Here is a 16162-nt window from a genome sequence, read left to right as displayed (position 1 = left end):
TCCCGCCAGGCCCGCCACGACCGCGCGCACCTCACCCGCCCCGCCGGTGTCGGCTCGCCGTGGTCGGCGGCCCGCGAGGCGGACGGGTTCCGTGGTCGGGTCGTGGGAGGGTACTGGGGTGCGCGTTCTCGGTGTGGATCCTGGGCTGACCCGGTGCGGTGTCGGGGTGGTGGACTCCGCGCGGGGGCGGCGGGCCGAGCTCGTGGCCGTAGGCGTGATCCGGACAGACCCGGACCTCAGCGTGGACCTGCGGCTCCTGCGGATCGCGGAGCGGCTCGACGCGTGGTTCGACGAGCACGTGCCGGACGTCGTCGCGGTCGAGCGCGTCTTCGCCCAGCACAACGTCGGGACCGTGATGGGCACGGCCCAGGCCGCGGGTCTGGCGATGGTCGGGGCGGCGAAGCGGGGCGTCCCCGTCGCGCTGCACACGCCGTCCGAGGTCAAGGCCGCGGTCACCGGGAGCGGGCGCGCGGGCAAGGAGCAGGTCCAGCGCATGGTCGCGAGCATCCTGGGGCTCGCGGAGCCGCCGAAGCCCGCGGACGCGGCTGACGCGCTCGCGCTCGCCATCTGCCACCTGTGGCGGCCGTCGGGTGCGCTCCAGGGCGGCGAGCGGCACGAGCTGACCCCGGCGCAGCGCGCCTGGGCCGCGGCGGAGCACGCGGCGAAGGGCCGGCGGGCACCGCGCTGACGGCTCCCGTGTCGCTCGGCCGGGGCGTGGGCGCACCTTGCTAGAGTGACCGCGGTCGTACGGGTGTTCGACGCACTCCTCGGCGCCGATCGAGGTCGTCGGACCGGCGGACCAACGGACCAGGTCGGCGCTGCCGACCGGAAGAGGAGCCTGGGTGATCGCGTCGCTGAGCGGAGTCGTGGCGAGCGTCCAGCTCGACCGCACCGTGCTCGAGGTCGGGGGTGTGGGCTACCTCGTGCATGCCACGCCCGCCACGCTCGCGGGTCTGCGCGTCGGCGAGGACGCCCGGCTCGCGACGAGCCTCGTGGTCCGCGAGGACTCCTTCACCCTCTACGGGTTCGCCGACGACGACGAGCGCAGCGTCTTCGAGACCGTGCAGACCGTCAGCGGCGTCGGGCCGCGGCTCGCGCTCGCGATGCTCGCCGTGCACACGCCCGACGCGCTGCGCCGCGCCGTGGCCGGCGCCGACATCGCGGCCCTCGTGCGCGTCCCCGGCATCGGGAACAAGGGCGCGCAGCGGATCGCGCTCGAGCTGGGCGACAAGCTCGGGCCGCCCACCGGTGCCGACGCCCCCGAGGCCGGCGCGACCGCCGTCGGGACCGGGCCGCGTCAGGTCGACGACCGACGCGACCAGGTGGTCGAGGCGCTCGTGGGCCTCGGCTGGAACCTCAAGGCCGCGGACGACGCCGTCTCCACCGTGCTCGCGGAGGCGGGCGTCGACGTCGTCGAGGCGCCCGACGTGGCCGGCGCGCTGCGCGCCGCGCTCCGTGTCCTCGGCGGACCGAGGGGCTGACCGTGGCGAACTTCGACCAGGTGGGCGTGGACGGGTTCGGCGGGGACGGGACGTTCTCGTCCGAGCGGATCGTCGCGGCGGGTGCCGACGACCTCGAGCGTGCCGCCGAGGCTGCGCTGCGCCCGCGCCGGCTCGAGGAGTTCGTCGGGCAGGCGGTCGTGCGCGACCAGCTCTCGCTCGTGCTCCAGGCCGCGCTCGCGCGCGGGAGCTCGCCGGACCACGTGCTCCTGTCCGGGCCGCCCGGGCTCGGCAAGACGACGCTCGCCATGATCATCGCTGCCGAGCTCGGGACCTCGCTGCGCGTGACGTCCGGCCCGGCGATCCAGCACGCGGGCGACCTGGCAGCCGTGCTCTCCTCGCTCGAGGAGGGTGAGGTCCTCTTCATCGACGAGATCCACCGCCTCGCACGGCCGGCGGAGGAGCTCCTCTACATGGCGATGGAGGACTTCCGGGTCGACGTCGTCGTGGGCAAGGGCGCGGGCGCGAGCGCGATCCCGCTCTCGTTGCCCCCGTTCACGGCGGTCGGCGCCACGACGCGCGCGGGGCTGCTGCCCGCGCCGCTGCGCGACCGCTTCGGCTTCACCGGGCACCTCGACTTCTACTCGAGCGACGAGCTCGAGCGCGTGCTCTCCCGGTCCGCCGGGCTGCTCGGCGTGGCGCTCGACCCGGACGCCGCGCGCGAGATCGCGGGCCGCTCGCGCGGCACGCCCCGCATCGCCAACCGCCTGCTGCGGCGCGTGCGCGACTGGGCGCAGGTCCGCGGCGACGGGAGCATGGACCTCGCGGCCGCGCGGGCGGCGCTCGAGGTCTACGAGGTCGACCCCATCGGGCTCGACCGCCTCGACCGGGCGGTCCTCACGGCGCTGTGCACGCGGTTCAACGGCGGTCCGGTCGGGCTGACGACGCTCGCCGTGACGGTCGGCGAGGAGGCAGAGACGGTCGAGACGGTCGCCGAGCCGTACCTGGTGCGCGAGGGGTTGATCGGGCGGACCCCCCGGGGGCGCGTCGCCACGCCGGCCGCGTGGGCCCACCTCGGGCTCACCCCGCCGCGCGAGGGAGGCACCCTGTTCGACGCCTGACGACCGGTCCGTCGCGGGCCTCCTGGCGGGCCCCGTGACGGCGGTCACAGGCGCGCCGAACGTGGTCCTAGAATGGTCGGGACCCGAGCGGGCGGAACTCCGCGGCGAGACGGCTCGTTGGTGAACCGTGCGCGCACGCCTAGACTGCGCGCAGATCCCGCACAGAACAGGACACGAGACTCCGTCATGGATATCAGCTTCATCCTCATCCTCGCCCTCGCGGCGGGTGCGATGTTCCTCATGACGAGCCGCACCCGCAAGCAGCAGCGCGAGGCCCAGAACTTCCGGGCGACCCTCGCCCCCGGGCAGGAGGTGATGACGGGTTCGGGCATGTTCGGCACGATCGTCGACGTCGACGACGAGGCCGACGTCATCACGATCGAGTCCACGCCGGGCAACCAGTCCCGGTGGCTGCGCGCGGCCATCGCGAAGCTCGTCGACCCGCCGGTGGAGACCGAGGAGCCGGAGACGGACGAGTCGTCGGAGCCCGCGGCCGTCTACGGCAGCGCGGACGCCGACCCCAGCACGTCGAAGGGGGACGTCGACGACCTCGTCGTCCCCGACGACCTGTCCGGTCTGACCGACGACGGGTCGGAGAAGGACCGCGGGCGCCGGGAAGACGGCACCGACACCAAGTGACCCTATGCCGGTCGCTGCCGCGACCGGTCTGACGCGGTGGGCCGCGAGGCCCACCGCACACGCACGAGAAGAGACGGACAGTTGGCCACCAGCAGCACACGAGCGAGGCCCGTACGGACCCTCGTCACCCTGGGAATCCTCATCGTCGTCCTCTTCGGGTCCCTCTTCGCGGGCACGAAGCTCGACCCGAAGACCGAGGACAACCCGGGCGGGGCGAGCCTGACCCCGGGCCTCGCGCTCGATCTCGAGGGTGGCACGCAGATCATCCTGCGGCCCGTCACCACCGACGGCTCGCAGCCGACGGCCGAGGACATCAACCAGGCGATCAACGTCATCCGCCAGCGCATCGACGCGCAGGGTGTCTCCGAGGCGGAGATCACGAGCCAGGGTCAGAACAACATCGTCGTCGGGATTCCCGGGCAGCCCTCGCAGGAGACGATCGACCTCGTCAGCACGTCGGCGCAGATGCGCTTCCGGCCCGTCCTGACCGTGGGCATGCCGACCGCGACGCCGACCGACGAGGCGACCGACGCGGCCGCGGGCGACGACGCCGCAGCCGAGGACGCGCCTGACGCGACGGAGTCCGCGGACGCGGCCACCGACGGTGCGACGGACCCTGCGGCCGAGGACGGCGCGGACCCGGCGGCCGACGCAGCGACGGACGCCCCGGCGGACGACACGGCGACGGACCCGGCACCGGAGACGACGCGCCCGGAGAACCCGAGCGACCTCGCGCAGATCACGCCGGAGCTGCAGGCGCAGTTCGACGCGCTCGACTGCACGCTCCCCGAGAACCTCGTCGGTGGCGACAGCGGTCCGACGGACTCCGCGTTCGTCGCGTGCGCCGACGACGGCTCTGCCAAGTACATCCTGGGCCCGGTCGAGATCGAGGGCACGGACATCTCGAACGCCAGCTCCGGCCTGCGGGTCGGCCAGAACGGCGTCGTCACCAACGAGTGGGTCGTCAACATCGAGTTCGACTCCGAGGGCACCAAGGCCTTCCGCGACGTCACGACGCGTCTCACGTCGCTCCCGTCGCCGCAGAACCAGTTCGCGATGGTCCTCGACGGCCTCGTCATCTCCGCGCCCGTGTCGCAGACCCCGATCCCGGACGGCAAGGCCGAGATCTCGGGCAGCTTCACGCGCGACAGCGCGGCGACGCTCGCGAACCAGCTCAACTTCGGCTCGCTGCCCCTGACCTTCGAGGTGCAGAGCCAGGAGCAGATCTCCGCGACGCTCGGCTCCGAGCAGCTCGAGAAGGGCCTCCTCGCGGGCGCCATCGGCATGCTGCTCGTCGTCATCTACTCGCTCTTCCAGTACCGGACGCTCGGGCTCGTGACCGTCGCGTCGCTCGGTATCGCCGCCATCATCACGTTCGGCGTCATCTCGGTCCTGTCGTGGACGATCGGGTACCGCCTGTCGCTCGCCGGCGTCGCGGGACTCATCGTGGCGATCGGTATCACCGCGGACTCGTTCATCGTGTACTTCGAACGCATCCGCGACGAGCTGCGCGACGGCCGGACGCTGAACTCGGCGGTCGAGAAGGGCTGGCAGCGCGCGCGCCGCACGATCCTCGCCTCCGACGCCGTGAACTTCGTCGCCGCGATCGTCCTGTACTACCTGGCGGTCGGTGGCGTGCGCGGCTTCGCCTTCACGCTCGGTCTGACGACGCTCGTCGACCTCGTCGTCGTGTTCCTCTTCACGCACCCGCTGATGCAGCTGCTGGCGCGAACCAAGTTCTTCGCCAACGGGCACCCGGCCTCGGGGCTCGACCCCCGGCGCCTGGGCGTGCGGACCGCGCGCTATGCGGGCCGCGGTCGCGTCGTCGGTGCGACCTCCGCGGAGGGCGCACCGGTGGCGGGCGCGGAGCCCGAGGACGCGCCGGTGACGGACGCCCCCGAGCCCACGCGCGCGGCGCCGGTACGGGAGACCGTCGGCGCCGGCGTGGGCCGCGCCGACGGGCCGCGCATGACCATCGCCGAACGCCGGGCGGCCGAACGGCGCGCCGCCGCGGCGTCCGGCGACGACGGGTCCCCTTCCGCTGACGCGGCGGGCGACGAGAACGAGGAGAAGCACTGATGGCCAGCGGTTTCGCCCAGTGGGGCAACGACCTGTACACGGGTCGCCGGTCCTACGCCATCGTCGCCAAGCGACGCACCTACTTCGTGGTGGCGCTCGTCCTGGTCGTTCTCTCCCTCGGCATCATCGGGGTCCGGATCGCCGGTGACGGGCTCAACCTCGGCATCGAGTTCCGGGGCGGGTCCGAGTTCACCGTCTCCGGTGTCTCGGACACCTCGCAGCAGCCGGCGCTCGACGCCGTCGCGGCGGTCGCCCCCGAGGAGGTGCCGCGCGTCACCTCGGTGGGCTCCAGCACCGTGCGGGTGCAGACGGCGCAGCTCAGCAACGCGCAGGTGGAGCAGGTAGCGGTCGAGCTGGCGAGCGCGTACGACGTCTCCGAGGGGGAGGTGACGAGCTCGTACATCGGCCCGACCTGGGGCAAGGACGTCTCGCAGAAGGCCGTCGTCGGCCTCGTCGTGTTCCTGCTCCTCGTCAGCCTGGTCATGACGATCTACTTCCGGAACTGGCGCATGGCGCTCGCTGCGGTCATCGCGCTGTTCCACGACCTGATCGTCACGGTCGGCATCTACGCGCTGATCGGCTGGGAGATCACCCCGGCGACGGTCATCGGGCTCCTGACGATCCTCGCGTACTCGATCTACGACACCGTCGTGGTGTTCGACAAGGTGCGGGAGAACACCGCGGGCGTCCTCGACCAGACACGCAGCACCTACGCCGAGCGGGCTAACCTCGCGATCAACCAGACGCTCGTGCGCTCGATCAACACCTCGATCGTCGCGCTGCTCCCGGTCGCGGGCATCCTCTTCATCGGTGCGTTCCTCCTCGGAGCCGGCACGCTGCGCGACATCGCTCTCGCGCTGTTCGTCGGCATGGCCGTGGGCGCCTACTCGTCGGTCTACCTCGCGACCCCCCTCGAGGTCGCCCTGCGCGAGCGCGAGAAGCCGATCCGGGACCACACGACGAAGGTGCTCGCGCTGCGTGCCGAGCGCGTCGAGGCGGCGGGCGACGACGAGGACGCCGCGCTCGCGGCGGCCGGCGTCGGTGCGGGGCACCGCCAGCTCCAGCCGGGCGAGCACCTGGGCAACAAGGCGCAGCCGCGCCGCCGTCGTCCCCGATGACGGACCAGCACCACACGCCGACCGGCGAGGTGGACGGCCTGCGGGCCGTCGGCCTCGCCGGTCTCGGCGCGCAGCGGGCGTCCCGCGTGCTCGAGCTCGTCCGCGCCGTGCCCGACTACCCCGGGCCGGGCATCACCTTCCGTGACATCACCGGGCTCCTCGCCGACGGCGAGGCCTTCGGGCACGTCGTCGAGGCGCTCGGGGACGTGGCGCGCGCGGCGGGCGATATCGACCTCGTCGCGGGCATGGAGGCGCGGGGCTTCCTGATCGGCGCTCCGCTCGCGACGCACCTGGGCGTCGGGTTCGTGCCGTTGCGCAAAGCGGGCAAGCTGCCGCCGCCCTTCGACGCCGTGACGTACGACCTCGAGTACGGGACCGCGACGATCGAGCTGCGGTCGGGAACACTGCCGACCGGTGCGCGTGTTCTGGTGGTGGACGACGTGCTCGCGACCGGGGGCACGGCGGCCGCAGGTGCCGAGCTCGTCGAGCGCGGGGCAGGCGTCGTCGTCGGCCTCGCGTTCCTCCTCGAGCTCGAGGGCCTGGGTGGGCGTGAGCGGCTCGCGGGCCGTGACGTGACCACTCTGGTCCACGTCGAGTCGTAGGATTGCCACTCCGGTCGTCTCGGCTGGTCGTCGGCACGGTGTCGGCGATCGCCGGCCTGCGGAAGGAGGCGCGCATGAGCGAGAACACCCGGACGTCGCGCGCCCCGGAGAAGGCGGGCGCGCAGCCCACCCCCGGCCAGGGCGGCTCGGGCGGTCGCGGGGTGCGGTCGCGCCTCGTGCGCTTCGGGGCCCGTCCGAACGCGGGCAGCCCTGCGCTCGAGCCCGTGCTCCAGGCCGTCCGCACCAACCATCCCCGGACCGACCTCACGGTCATCGAGCGCGCGTACGAGACCGCGGAGCGCGCGCACCGGGGGCAGCTGCGCAAGAGCGGCGACCCGTACATCACGCACCCCGTCGCCGTCGCGACGATCCTCGCCGAGCTCGGCTTCGACGGGTCGACGCTCGCCGCCGCGCTGCTGCACGACACGGTGGAGGACACCGACTACTCGCTCGCGCAGCTCACCGAGGAGTACGGCGAGGAGATCGCCATGCTCGTCGACGGCGTGACCAAGCTCGACAAGGTGACGTACGGGGACGCTGCGCAGGCCGAGACGGTGCGCAAGATGGTCGTCGCCATGGCGCGCGACATCCGCGTGCTGGTCATCAAGCTCGCCGACCGGCTGCACAACGCGCGCACCTGGAAGTACGTCTCGTCGTCGTCGGCGGGCCGCAAGGCGCGCGAGACGCTCGAGATCTACGCGCCGCTCGCGCACCGTCTCGGCATGAACACGATCAAGTGGGAGCTCGAGGACCTCTCGTTCCAGGCCCTGTACCCCAAGGTCTACGACGAGATCGTGCACCTCGTGGCCGAGCGGGCACCCGCGCGCGAGGAGTACCTCGCGGTCGTGCGCGAGCAGGTCACGGCCGACCTGCGCAGCGCGAAGATCAAGGCGACCGTCACCGGCCGGCCCAAGCACTACTACTCGATCTACCAGAAGATGATCGTGCGTGGCCACGACTTCGCGGAGATCTACGACCTCGTCGGCGCGCGCGTCCTGGTGGACAGCGTCCGGGACTGCTACGCGGCGCTCGGTGCGCTGCACGCGCGGTGGAACCCCGTGCCCGGGCGGTTCAAGGACTACATCGCGATGCCCAAGTTCAACATGTACCAGTCGCTGCACACGACGGTCATCGGGCCTGGTGGCAAGCCGGTCGAGATCCAGATCCGCACGCACGAGATGCACCGGCGCGCGGAGTACGGCGTCGCCGCGCACTGGAAGTACAAGGAGACCGCGAAGTCGGGCGGGAAGACCACGAAGGACGACACCGCGGCGAACGACATGCGCTGGTTGCGTCAGCTCGTCGACTGGCAGCGCGAGACGGCGGACCCCGCGGAGTTCCTCGACTCGCTGCGCTTCGAGATCGGCGGCGCCGAGGTCTACGTCTTCACGCCCAAGGGCGACGTCATGGCGCTGCCCGCCGGCTCGACCCCGGTCGACTTCGCCTACGCGGTGCACACCGAGGTCGGGCACCGGACCATGGGCGCGCGCGTCAACGGGCGCCTCGTGCCGCTCGACTCGACGCTGGAGAACGGCGACTCGGTCGACGTCCTCACCTCGAAGTCCGAGAACGCGGGGCCCAGCCGCGACTGGCTCGCGTTCGTCAAGAGCCCCCGTGCGCGCAACAAGATCCGCCAATGGTTCTCCAAGGAGCGCCGCGAGGAGGCCGTCGAGCACGGCAAGGACGCGATCGCCAAGGCGATGCGCAAGCAGAACCTGCCGATCCAGCGCCTGCTGTCGCACGAGTCGCTCGTGGCGCTCGCCAACGAGCTCCGCTTCGCCGACGTCACGGCGCTGTACGCCGCGATCGGCGAGGGTCAGGTGTCCGCGGCGAACGTCGTCTCCAAGCTCGTCCAGGCGATGGGCGGCGAGGAGGGCACGGTCGAGGACGTCGCGGAGACCGCACGCCCCGGGCACACCGCGCGCCGCGTGCGCACGGGGGACCCCGGCGTCATGGTCAAGGGCGTCGACGACATCTGGGTCAAGCTCGCCAAGTGCTGCACCCCTGTCCCGGGCGACGAGATCATCGGCTTCATCACGCGCGGCCAGGGCGTGAGCGTGCACCGCGCGGACTGCGCGAACGTCGTGGGGCTGCGCAACCAGCCCGAGCGCATCGTCGACGTCTCGTGGACCACGGGCAGCAACGCGATGTTCCTGGTCCAGATCCAGGTCGAGGCGCTCGACCGGGCGCGCCTGCTCTCCGACGTCACGCGCGTCCTGTCGGACAACCACGTGAACATCCTCTCGGCGACCGTGTCGACGTCGAACGATCGCGTCGCGATGTCCCGCTTCGTCTTCGAGATGGCGGAGCCGGCCCACCTCGCGCAGGTGCTCAGCGCGGTCCGCAAGGTCGACGGCGTGTTCGACGTCTACCGCATCACCGGGACGAAGGCCGCAGAGGCGACGCAGCTCCCCGCCTGACACGTCGCGCCCGCGCGGCGCGAGCGGCCGTGCCTGGCGAGCCGGACGTGTCGTCGTGCCGCGCGCTGCGGCCGGTGGCAGCATCGGCACATGGACCTGCCCGTCATGCCTCCCGTGCTGCCCATGCTCGCGAAGTCCGTGCCCGACGTGCCCGAGCCCGACGCCGTGGAGGGCGGGTACGTCTACGAGCCCAAGTGGGACGGGTTCCGCGCGATCGTGTATCGCGACGGCGACGAGGTGCGCCTCGACAGCCGCAACGCGCGGCCGATGGAGCGCTACTTCCCGGAGGTCGTCGAGGCGGTGCTCGCGACCCTCCCGCCACGCTGCGTCGTCGACGGGGAGATCGTCGTCGCCCGGGACGGGCGTCTCGAGTTCGAGGTGCTCCAGCAGCGGATCCACCCTGCGGCCTCCCGGGTCCGTCTGCTGTCGGAGCAGACGCCCGCCGCGCTCGTCGTGTTCGACGTGCTCGCGCTCGGTGACGACGACCTCACGGGCGAGCCGCTGGCGCGCCGTCACGAGGTGCTGGACTCGCTCGGTCTCGACGGCCCCGCCGTGCACGCCACCCCCCGCACCCGTGACGTCGCGGTCGCGCGCGAGTGGTTCGACACCTTCGAAGGAGCGGGGCTGGACGGCGTCGTCGCGAAGCCGCTGGACGGGACGTACCAGCCCAACAAGCGCGCGATGCTCAAGATCAAGCACGGGCGAGAGGCGGACGTCGTGCTCGCGGGGTACCGGCTGCACAAGACGTCGACGCCCGCGAAGCCGCTGCTCGGTTCGCTCCTGCTCGGGCTGTACGACGACGGCGGTCAGCTCCAGTTCGTGGGCGTCGCCGCGTCCTTCCCGGCGGCGCGCCGGGCCGCGCTCGTGACCGAGCTCGCCCCGCTGGTCGTCGAGCCGGGCACGCCGGAGGCCGACGCGCACCCGTGGTCGGGATGGGAGAATCCCGCGGGCGAGCGGATGCCGGGCGCGGTGTCGCGGTGGAGCTCTGGCAAGGACCTGTCGTTCACTCCGCTGCGCGTCGAGCGCGCGCTGGAGGTGGCGTACGACCACATGGAGGGCACGCGGTTCCGGCACACGGCGCAGTTCCGGCGCTGGCGCGACGACCGCGACCCGGCGTCGTGCACCTACGACCAGCTCGAGGAGCCCGTGCGCTACGACCTCACCGACATCCTCCCGGGCGCTCCGGGCGTCGTCTGACGCGCGGGACGCGCTGCGGCCCGCGCCGGCCGGGGACGCCGGCCGCTAGGCGTGGGGCCGGTCGCGGTCCTTGCTCGGCTGCACGCGCTTGGGCTCGCCCGGCATCTTCGGGTACTCCGGGGGATAGGGCAGGTCTCCGAGCCCGTGCTCGGCCTCGTCGCGCCGGGACAGCTCCAGGGCGGGCTCGAGCGACGCCCCCGGGTCGTCACGGTCGGCGCGCAGCGGCGCGAACAGGTCGCCGACCTCGGCGAAGCGCGCAGGCATCGACAGCACGTCGAAGTCGTCAGGGTGGACGTCACCGAGCTCCTCCCAGCGCAGGGGAGCGGACACGGTCGCACGCTGGTTGGAGCGGATCGAGTATGCCGAGGCGATGGTGCGGTCGCGAGCCATCTGGTTGTAGTCGACGAAGATCTTGGCGCCGCGCTCCTCCTTCCACCACTTGGTGGTGACCTGCTCCGGGAGGCGACGCTCGAGCTCGCGACCGATCGCGATCGTCGCGCGGCGTGCCGCGACGAAGTCCCACTCCGGTGCGATCGGCACGAAGACGTGGATCCCGCGCCCTCCCGACGTCTTCGGGTACCCGGGAAGGCCCAGCTCGTCGAGCACCTCGCGCAGGTGCGGTGCGACGCGCACGGCGTCGTCGAAGTCGGTCCCGGGCTGGGGGTCGAGGTCGATGCGGAGCTGGTCCACGGCCTCGACGTCCTCGCCTCGCACGGGCCACGGGTGGAACGTCAGGGTCCCCAGGTTCGCGGCCCACACGACGACGGCGAGCTCGGTCGGGCACACCTCGTCGGCGGTCCGTCCGCTCGGGAAGGCGATGCGTGCGGTGCGCACGTAGTCGGGCGCGCCCTTGGGGATGCGCTTCTGGTAGAACGCGTCGCCGGTGTTGTCGGTGCGGGTGCTCATCCGCGCCCCCTCGAACACGCCCTTGGGCCAGCGCTCGAGCGTGGTCGGGCGGTCGACCAGGGCACCGAGGATCCCGTCCCCGACGCTGAGGAAGTACTGCACGACGTCGAGCTTGGTCACTCCTCGCGCGGGGAAGACGACGCGGTCCGGGCTCGTGACGCGCACCGTCCGACCTCGGACGTCGAGCTCCACAGGAGGTGTCGTGGCTGCGGCCATGCCGACCAACCTAGACCGGGTCGTCCTCCCCGGCGAGCAGGAGCGCGAGGGTACGTCGCGCTCGCGGCCGCTCGGCCCACCGGTGGCGCAGCTCGAGCGAACGGGCCGCGAGCCGGGGTTCGAGCCCGCACACGTGGCGCAGTCGGCGGAGGATGCCCAACGCCTCGTCGGTCTCGCACCGCGTCGCGACGTCGAGGGCGGTGCGTACGACCGACGTGACCAGCACCCCCGCGACCAGGGTCCGGTCGTCGCGCAGCACGTGCGACTGGCGCAGCGCTCGGCCCGCGAGCGGTGCGGGGCGGTGCCGACCCGGCGGGTACACGACGTCGAGCACGCGCGGCGCCGGCGAGCCGCACAGCACCCAGGCCGCGGCGCTCCCGGCGAGGACCGTCCCCTGCGGAACCAGGTCGCGGACGGCGACCGCGCGGAGGGTCGGCGTGTCCGGCACGCGCGCGGGCGCGGCGACGTCGCCCCAGAGGGCTCGGAGCGCGCCGGACCTCACGAGGTCCTGGAAGGCCGCGCGCCCGCCGACGTCGGCCGGTACGACCAGGAGCCCCACGTCGGAGCTGCGCGGCGTGAGGAGGTGCGCCAGGGTTGCGGCGGCTCCGGTGGCGGGTGCGGTGGCGCGAGGGGCAGGCAGCATGCGCACACCGTGCACCCTCGGCCCCGGTACGCGAAAGGGGCCGGCGCTCGCCTGTGGACGAGTGCCGGCCCCTCCGGGCCGAGCAGATGGTGAAGGACGGCGGCGTCAGCCGCGCGAGTCCTCCGCCGCACGCACGACCTGCTCGAGCCAGGCACGACGCGCGGTCAGCGCGGTCTCGAGGTCCTTGACCGCGCGTGCGTCGCCGCGGCCCTGCGCGGCCGCGAGGTCCGCCTCGAGCCCTTCGATCGCGGACTCCAGCTGCGCCGCAGCGCCCTCGGCGCGCGCACGCGTCTCGGGGTTGGTCCGCGTCCACTGCGCCTGCTCGGCGTCGCGGACGGCGTTCTCGACGGCGCGCAGGCGGCCCTCGACGCGCTGCAGGTCGCCGCGCGGCACGCGGCCGGCCTCCTCCCAGCGCTCCTGGAGGTCGCGCAGCGCGGCCTTCGCCGCCCCGAGGTCCTTGACCGGGACGAGCTTCTCCGCCTCGGCCAGCAGCGCTTCCTTGACCTCGAGGTTCGCGGCGTACTCGGCGTCGGTGGCCGAGTTCACCGCGTCACGAGCCTGGAAGAACGTGTCCTGCGCGGCGCGGAACCGGGCCCACAGCGCGTCGTCGTCCTTGCGGCTCGCGCGACCGGCGGCCTTCCATCGCGCCATGAGGTCGCGGTACGCGCCGGCCGTGGGCCCCCAGTCAGTGCTCGACGAGAGCGCCTCGGCCTCGGCGACGAGCTTCTCCTTGGCGGCCTTGGCGGAGGCGTTGCGCTGCTCGAGCTCGGCGAAGTAGTGCCGGCGCTCGCGGTCGAACGCGGTCCGGGCGTGGCTGAACCGCTTCCAGAGCGCCTCCTCGCTCGCCCGGTCGATGCGCGGGCCGGAGCGCTGCGCCTCCTTCCAGCGGTCGAGCAGGCCGCGAAGCTCCTCGCCGGCGGGCCGCCACTGCATGCGGCTCGGGTCGGTCGCGGCGATCTTCTCGGCTGCCTCGATGATCTCGGTCCGGGCCTCGAGAGCGGCCGCCTTGGCGGCGGCGCGCTCCGCCTCGAGCTGGCCGCGGCGCTCGGCCGCGGCACCGCGCAGCGACTCGACGTGTGCGCGCAGGCCGTCGAGGTCGCCGACCGCGGACGGCTCGGCGGTCTCCTCGGTGAGACGGGCGATCGTCTGGTCGATCTCCTTGACCGACAGGTCGGTGCTCGTCAGACGCGCCTCGAAGAGCGCGACCTTCGCCTGCAGGTCGAGGTAGCGCCGCACGTACAGCACGAGCGCCTCCGCGGTGTCGACACCGGGGAACTGACCGACGGAGCGCTCGCCCGCGCTCTCGCGGACGTAGACCGTGCCGTCCTCGTCCACGCGGCCGAACTCCGCGGCGGCCTTCGCTGCCGCCGAGTCGTCGGCGAGCGCGGGGACCGCAGGCACCTCGGGCGCGGACGCCGGGGTGGCCTGGACGCCCGCTGCCGCCGGGGCGGGCTTGCGCGGCGGGTGGGGCACGGCGGACGGCTTGGGGCGGGGGCCCGGTCGCGGAGCGGCGGGCTTCGGCACCGCCGCGGCCTCGGTCTCGGCGGCGTCCGTGTCGGCGGCGGAGGGCGCTGGGTCCTCGGCCGCAGGGCTCTCGGCGTCGTGCGCCTCGGCAGGCTCGGTCTCGGTGACGGGCTCGGCGGTCGGCTCCGTGTCGGCGACGGGCGCGTCAACAGTCTCGTCGGCGGGCTCGGCGACGGCCGGAGCAGTCTCCTCGGCGCTCGCCGCGGCGTCCGCGTCTGCGGCCGCATCATCTGCTGCTGCTTCCGGCGACGCCGCATCGGGCTGCTGCTCGGTAGCGGAGTCCTCGGCGGGCAGCTCGGCGGCGGACTGCTCGGCCGTGGGCGACGGCGTCTGCGGCGTCGAGACCTCGGTCGCGTCGGCGGCCTCGGAGGTCGCGTCGGTGGCGGCGGGGGCGTCCGTCGGCTCCACGTCTGTCGCGTCGACCCGTCCGGTCTCGCTCGCCTCCGCGGGCTCCGGTGCCGGCGTGCTCGCCTGGTCCTGGGCGGGATCGCTCACTGGGTCTCAACTCCTTCGATGGTGACCGGGGTGGCGGGGGAGCCGTCGCCGGATCCGTCCTGCGTCCCCGCGTCAGCGACTGCCTGGACGACGTCCAGGCCGGACGTGATGGTGCCGAACACCGTGTAACCACCCGCCGCGTCGGACGGGATGGTCGAGTCCTCGTAGACGAGGAAGAACTGGGAGCCCATCGACTCGGCGTTCCCGCCCTGGCGCGCCATGGCGACGGTCCCCGCGGGGTACACGTCGTCGGACGGGGCGTTCTCGATGGGGCCGAACGAGTAGCCCGGGTCGCCGGTCCCCGTGCCGGTCGGGTCGCCGCACTGGAGCACGTAGATGCCCGACGTCGTGAGACGGTGGCACGACGTGCCGTCGAAGTACCCGGACTCCGCGAGGGACACGAAGCTTGCGACAGCCTGCGGGGCCGCGGCGCCGTCGAGCGTCAGCGTGAGGTCGCCCGCGCTCGTCGTGAGCGTCGAGGTCCACTCGCGCCCCTCCGCCGCGGACGCGGGAGGCAGCGTGTGCTCGCCGGAGGCCGAGGGCGCCGTCCCGTCGCCGGTGCCACCCGCGTCGGTGCCCGGCGCCTGGGTGGCGGACAGCGCCCACCACACGGCGACGCCGATCACCACGAGCGCCGCGACGACGCCGACGATCGACCAGGCCCGCTGGCGCTTCGCGCGGAGCTGGGCCACGTGACGGTCCCACTTCTCCTCACGACGGCGCGCCTGCTCGCGCTCGCGACTCTTCGTCGACACCCCAGCTCCTTCGTCCGGCGCCGTCGTGGCGCGCACGGTCGACCCCGGTGCGGCCGCGGTCGGTAGGGGACAGTCTAGGCACCGAGCGCCCTGGTGGCGGGTGGATTTGCCGTGCGCAGGTCACGGTCCGGTATCGACCGGCCGGGTGCCCCGCAGGTCCCGAGCCCGCGGACGGCGACCCGCTGACGCCCGCGGGCTACGCTCGGGCGCGTGGACCGACCCTCCGGCACGACGCCGCAGCCCCCGCCCGACGACGCGGCGGGCGCCCCCGCGGTGACGCTGCACGTCGTCGTCGCGCCCGTCTTCGGGACCAACTGCACGGTCGTGGGCGCGCCGAGCGGCGACTGCGTGGTGGTCGACGCGGGCGCGGGGACCGCCGACGACGTCGCGGCGCACGTCGCCTCGTCCGGCCTCGTGCCGCGGGCCGTGCTCGCGACCCACGGGCACGTGGACCACACCTGGGACGCGGCGGTGCTCGCGGACCGGTTCGACGTGCCCGTCGTCCTGCACGTCGCCGACGCGTACCGGCTCGCCGACCCGTTCGGCAGCCTCGAGCACGGATCGTCCACCGGCGACCGCGGCGAGCGCTCGCTCGTCTCGGGTCCGCTCGGCGCGGCGCTCGCCGCGGCCGGGGCCCGTCCAGAGGACTATCGCGAGCCCGCGCGCGTGGAGACGTTCGACCTCGCGGCGGGCGAGGAGGGGGAGCTGCGCTGGGGCGACCTCGTCCTGCGCGGGGTCGGCGCACCGGGCCACACGGAGGGGTCGACCCTCTACGTCGTGGGCGAGCCGGGCGCGGGGATCGTGCTGAGCGGTGACGTCCTCTTCGCGGGGTCCGTCGGTCGCACCGACCTGCCGGGCGGGGACGGCGCGACGATGGCCCGCACGCTGCGCGACGTCGTCGGGCGCCTCGACCCCGCCTGGGACGTGCTGCCCGGCCACGGCCCCGCGACGACGGTCGCGCGCGAGCTCGCGACCAACCCCTTCCTCGCCGGTTGACGTGCGCGGTCC

The 16162-nt window shown here is 73.5% G+C and carries 14 protein-coding genes; 10 read left to right on the top strand and 4 right to left on the bottom strand.

The window, feature by feature from the left end; all coding sequences use genetic code 11:
* The first annotated feature begins 118 nt into the window (after positions 1-118).
* The 9 genes from ruvC to AC6CH9_RS05445 all read left to right on the top strand — a co-directional run bounded on the left by ruvC (position 119) and on the right by AC6CH9_RS05445 (position 10615).
* The gene (ruvC, locus tag AC6CH9_RS05485; protein ID WP_400574074.1) at positions 119-688 is read left to right on the top strand and encodes a crossover junction endodeoxyribonuclease RuvC; all 570 of its coding nucleotides are present in this window, start codon (positions 119-121) and stop codon (positions 686-688) included.
* A 154-nt stretch (positions 689-842) separates the two neighbouring features.
* Positions 843-1481 carry a Holliday junction branch migration protein RuvA gene (gene ruvA / locus AC6CH9_RS05480; protein WP_064316063.1) on the top strand — a complete coding sequence of 213 codons (639 nt, stop codon included), beginning with the start codon at positions 843-845 and terminating at the stop codon, positions 1479-1481.
* Between the two features lie 26 nt (positions 1482-1507).
* On the top strand, positions 1508-2560 hold the full coding sequence (gene ruvB, locus AC6CH9_RS05475; RefSeq protein WP_374059068.1) for a Holliday junction branch migration DNA helicase RuvB: 1053 nt from the start codon (positions 1508-1510) through the stop codon (positions 2558-2560).
* A 186-nt stretch (positions 2561-2746) separates the two neighbouring features.
* The gene (gene yajC, locus AC6CH9_RS05470) at positions 2747-3199 is read left to right on the top strand and encodes a preprotein translocase subunit YajC (RefSeq protein WP_498154000.1); all 453 of its coding nucleotides are present in this window, start codon (positions 2747-2749) and stop codon (positions 3197-3199) included.
* 81 nt (positions 3200-3280) lie between these two features.
* Positions 3281-5278 carry a protein translocase subunit SecD gene (secD, locus tag AC6CH9_RS05465; RefSeq protein ID WP_498153999.1) on the top strand — a complete coding sequence of 666 codons (1998 nt, stop codon included), beginning with the start codon at positions 3281-3283 and terminating at the stop codon, positions 5276-5278.
* Entirely contained in the window at positions 5278-6396 is a 1119-nt protein-coding gene (secF, locus tag AC6CH9_RS05460) for a protein translocase subunit SecF (protein ID WP_498153998.1), read from the top strand. The genes secD and secF overlap by 1 nt, the downstream gene beginning before the upstream one ends.
* Entirely contained in the window at positions 6393-6998 is a 606-nt protein-coding gene (locus tag AC6CH9_RS05455; protein WP_498153997.1) for an adenine phosphoribosyltransferase, read from the top strand. Before secF ends, AC6CH9_RS05455 begins: the two co-directional genes overlap by 4 nt.
* A 74-nt stretch (positions 6999-7072) precedes the next feature.
* Positions 7073-9418, top strand: a complete 2346-nt coding sequence (locus AC6CH9_RS05450; protein ID WP_498153996.1) for a RelA/SpoT family protein — start codon at positions 7073-7075, stop codon at positions 9416-9418.
* Positions 9419-9508: 90 nt separating this feature from the next.
* A complete protein-coding gene (locus AC6CH9_RS05445; protein ID WP_498153995.1) occupies positions 9509-10615 on the top strand; it encodes an ATP-dependent DNA ligase in 1107 nt (368 codons plus the stop codon).
* 45 nt (positions 10616-10660) lie between these two features.
* Here the strand turns inward: AC6CH9_RS05445 and ligD are convergent, their stop codons facing one another.
* From ligD to AC6CH9_RS05425, 4 genes are all read right to left on the bottom strand, one after another.
* Positions 10661-11737 carry a non-homologous end-joining DNA ligase gene (ligD, locus tag AC6CH9_RS05440; protein ID WP_498153994.1) on the bottom strand — a complete coding sequence of 359 codons (1077 nt, stop codon included), beginning with the start codon at positions 11735-11737 and terminating at the stop codon, positions 10661-10663.
* A 10-nt stretch (positions 11738-11747) separates the two neighbouring features.
* A complete protein-coding gene (locus AC6CH9_RS05435; RefSeq protein WP_498153993.1) occupies positions 11748-12380 on the bottom strand; it encodes a hypothetical protein in 633 nt (210 codons plus the stop codon).
* A gap of 105 nt (positions 12381-12485) precedes the next feature.
* A complete protein-coding gene (locus tag AC6CH9_RS05430; RefSeq protein WP_498154126.1) occupies positions 12486-14198 on the bottom strand; it encodes a DUF349 domain-containing protein in 1713 nt (570 codons plus the stop codon).
* A 197-nt stretch (positions 14199-14395) separates the two neighbouring features.
* Positions 14396-15154: a peptidylprolyl isomerase gene (locus tag AC6CH9_RS05425; RefSeq protein WP_498153992.1), complete on the bottom strand. Its 759-nt coding sequence runs from the start codon at positions 15152-15154 to the stop codon at positions 14396-14398.
* A 210-nt stretch (positions 15155-15364) separates the two neighbouring features.
* Here AC6CH9_RS05425 and AC6CH9_RS05420 point away from each other — a divergent pair, with 210 nt between their 5' ends.
* Positions 15365-16150, top strand: a complete 786-nt coding sequence (locus AC6CH9_RS05420; protein WP_498153991.1) for an MBL fold metallo-hydrolase — start codon at positions 15365-15367, stop codon at positions 16148-16150.
* Positions 16151-16162: the final 12 nt, after the last annotated feature.

This window comes from Cellulosimicrobium sp. GQ32 (assembly GCF_059758455.1).
Note: the sequence above shows the minus strand (reverse complement) of the source record. Positions and strands in the feature narration are given on the sequence as shown.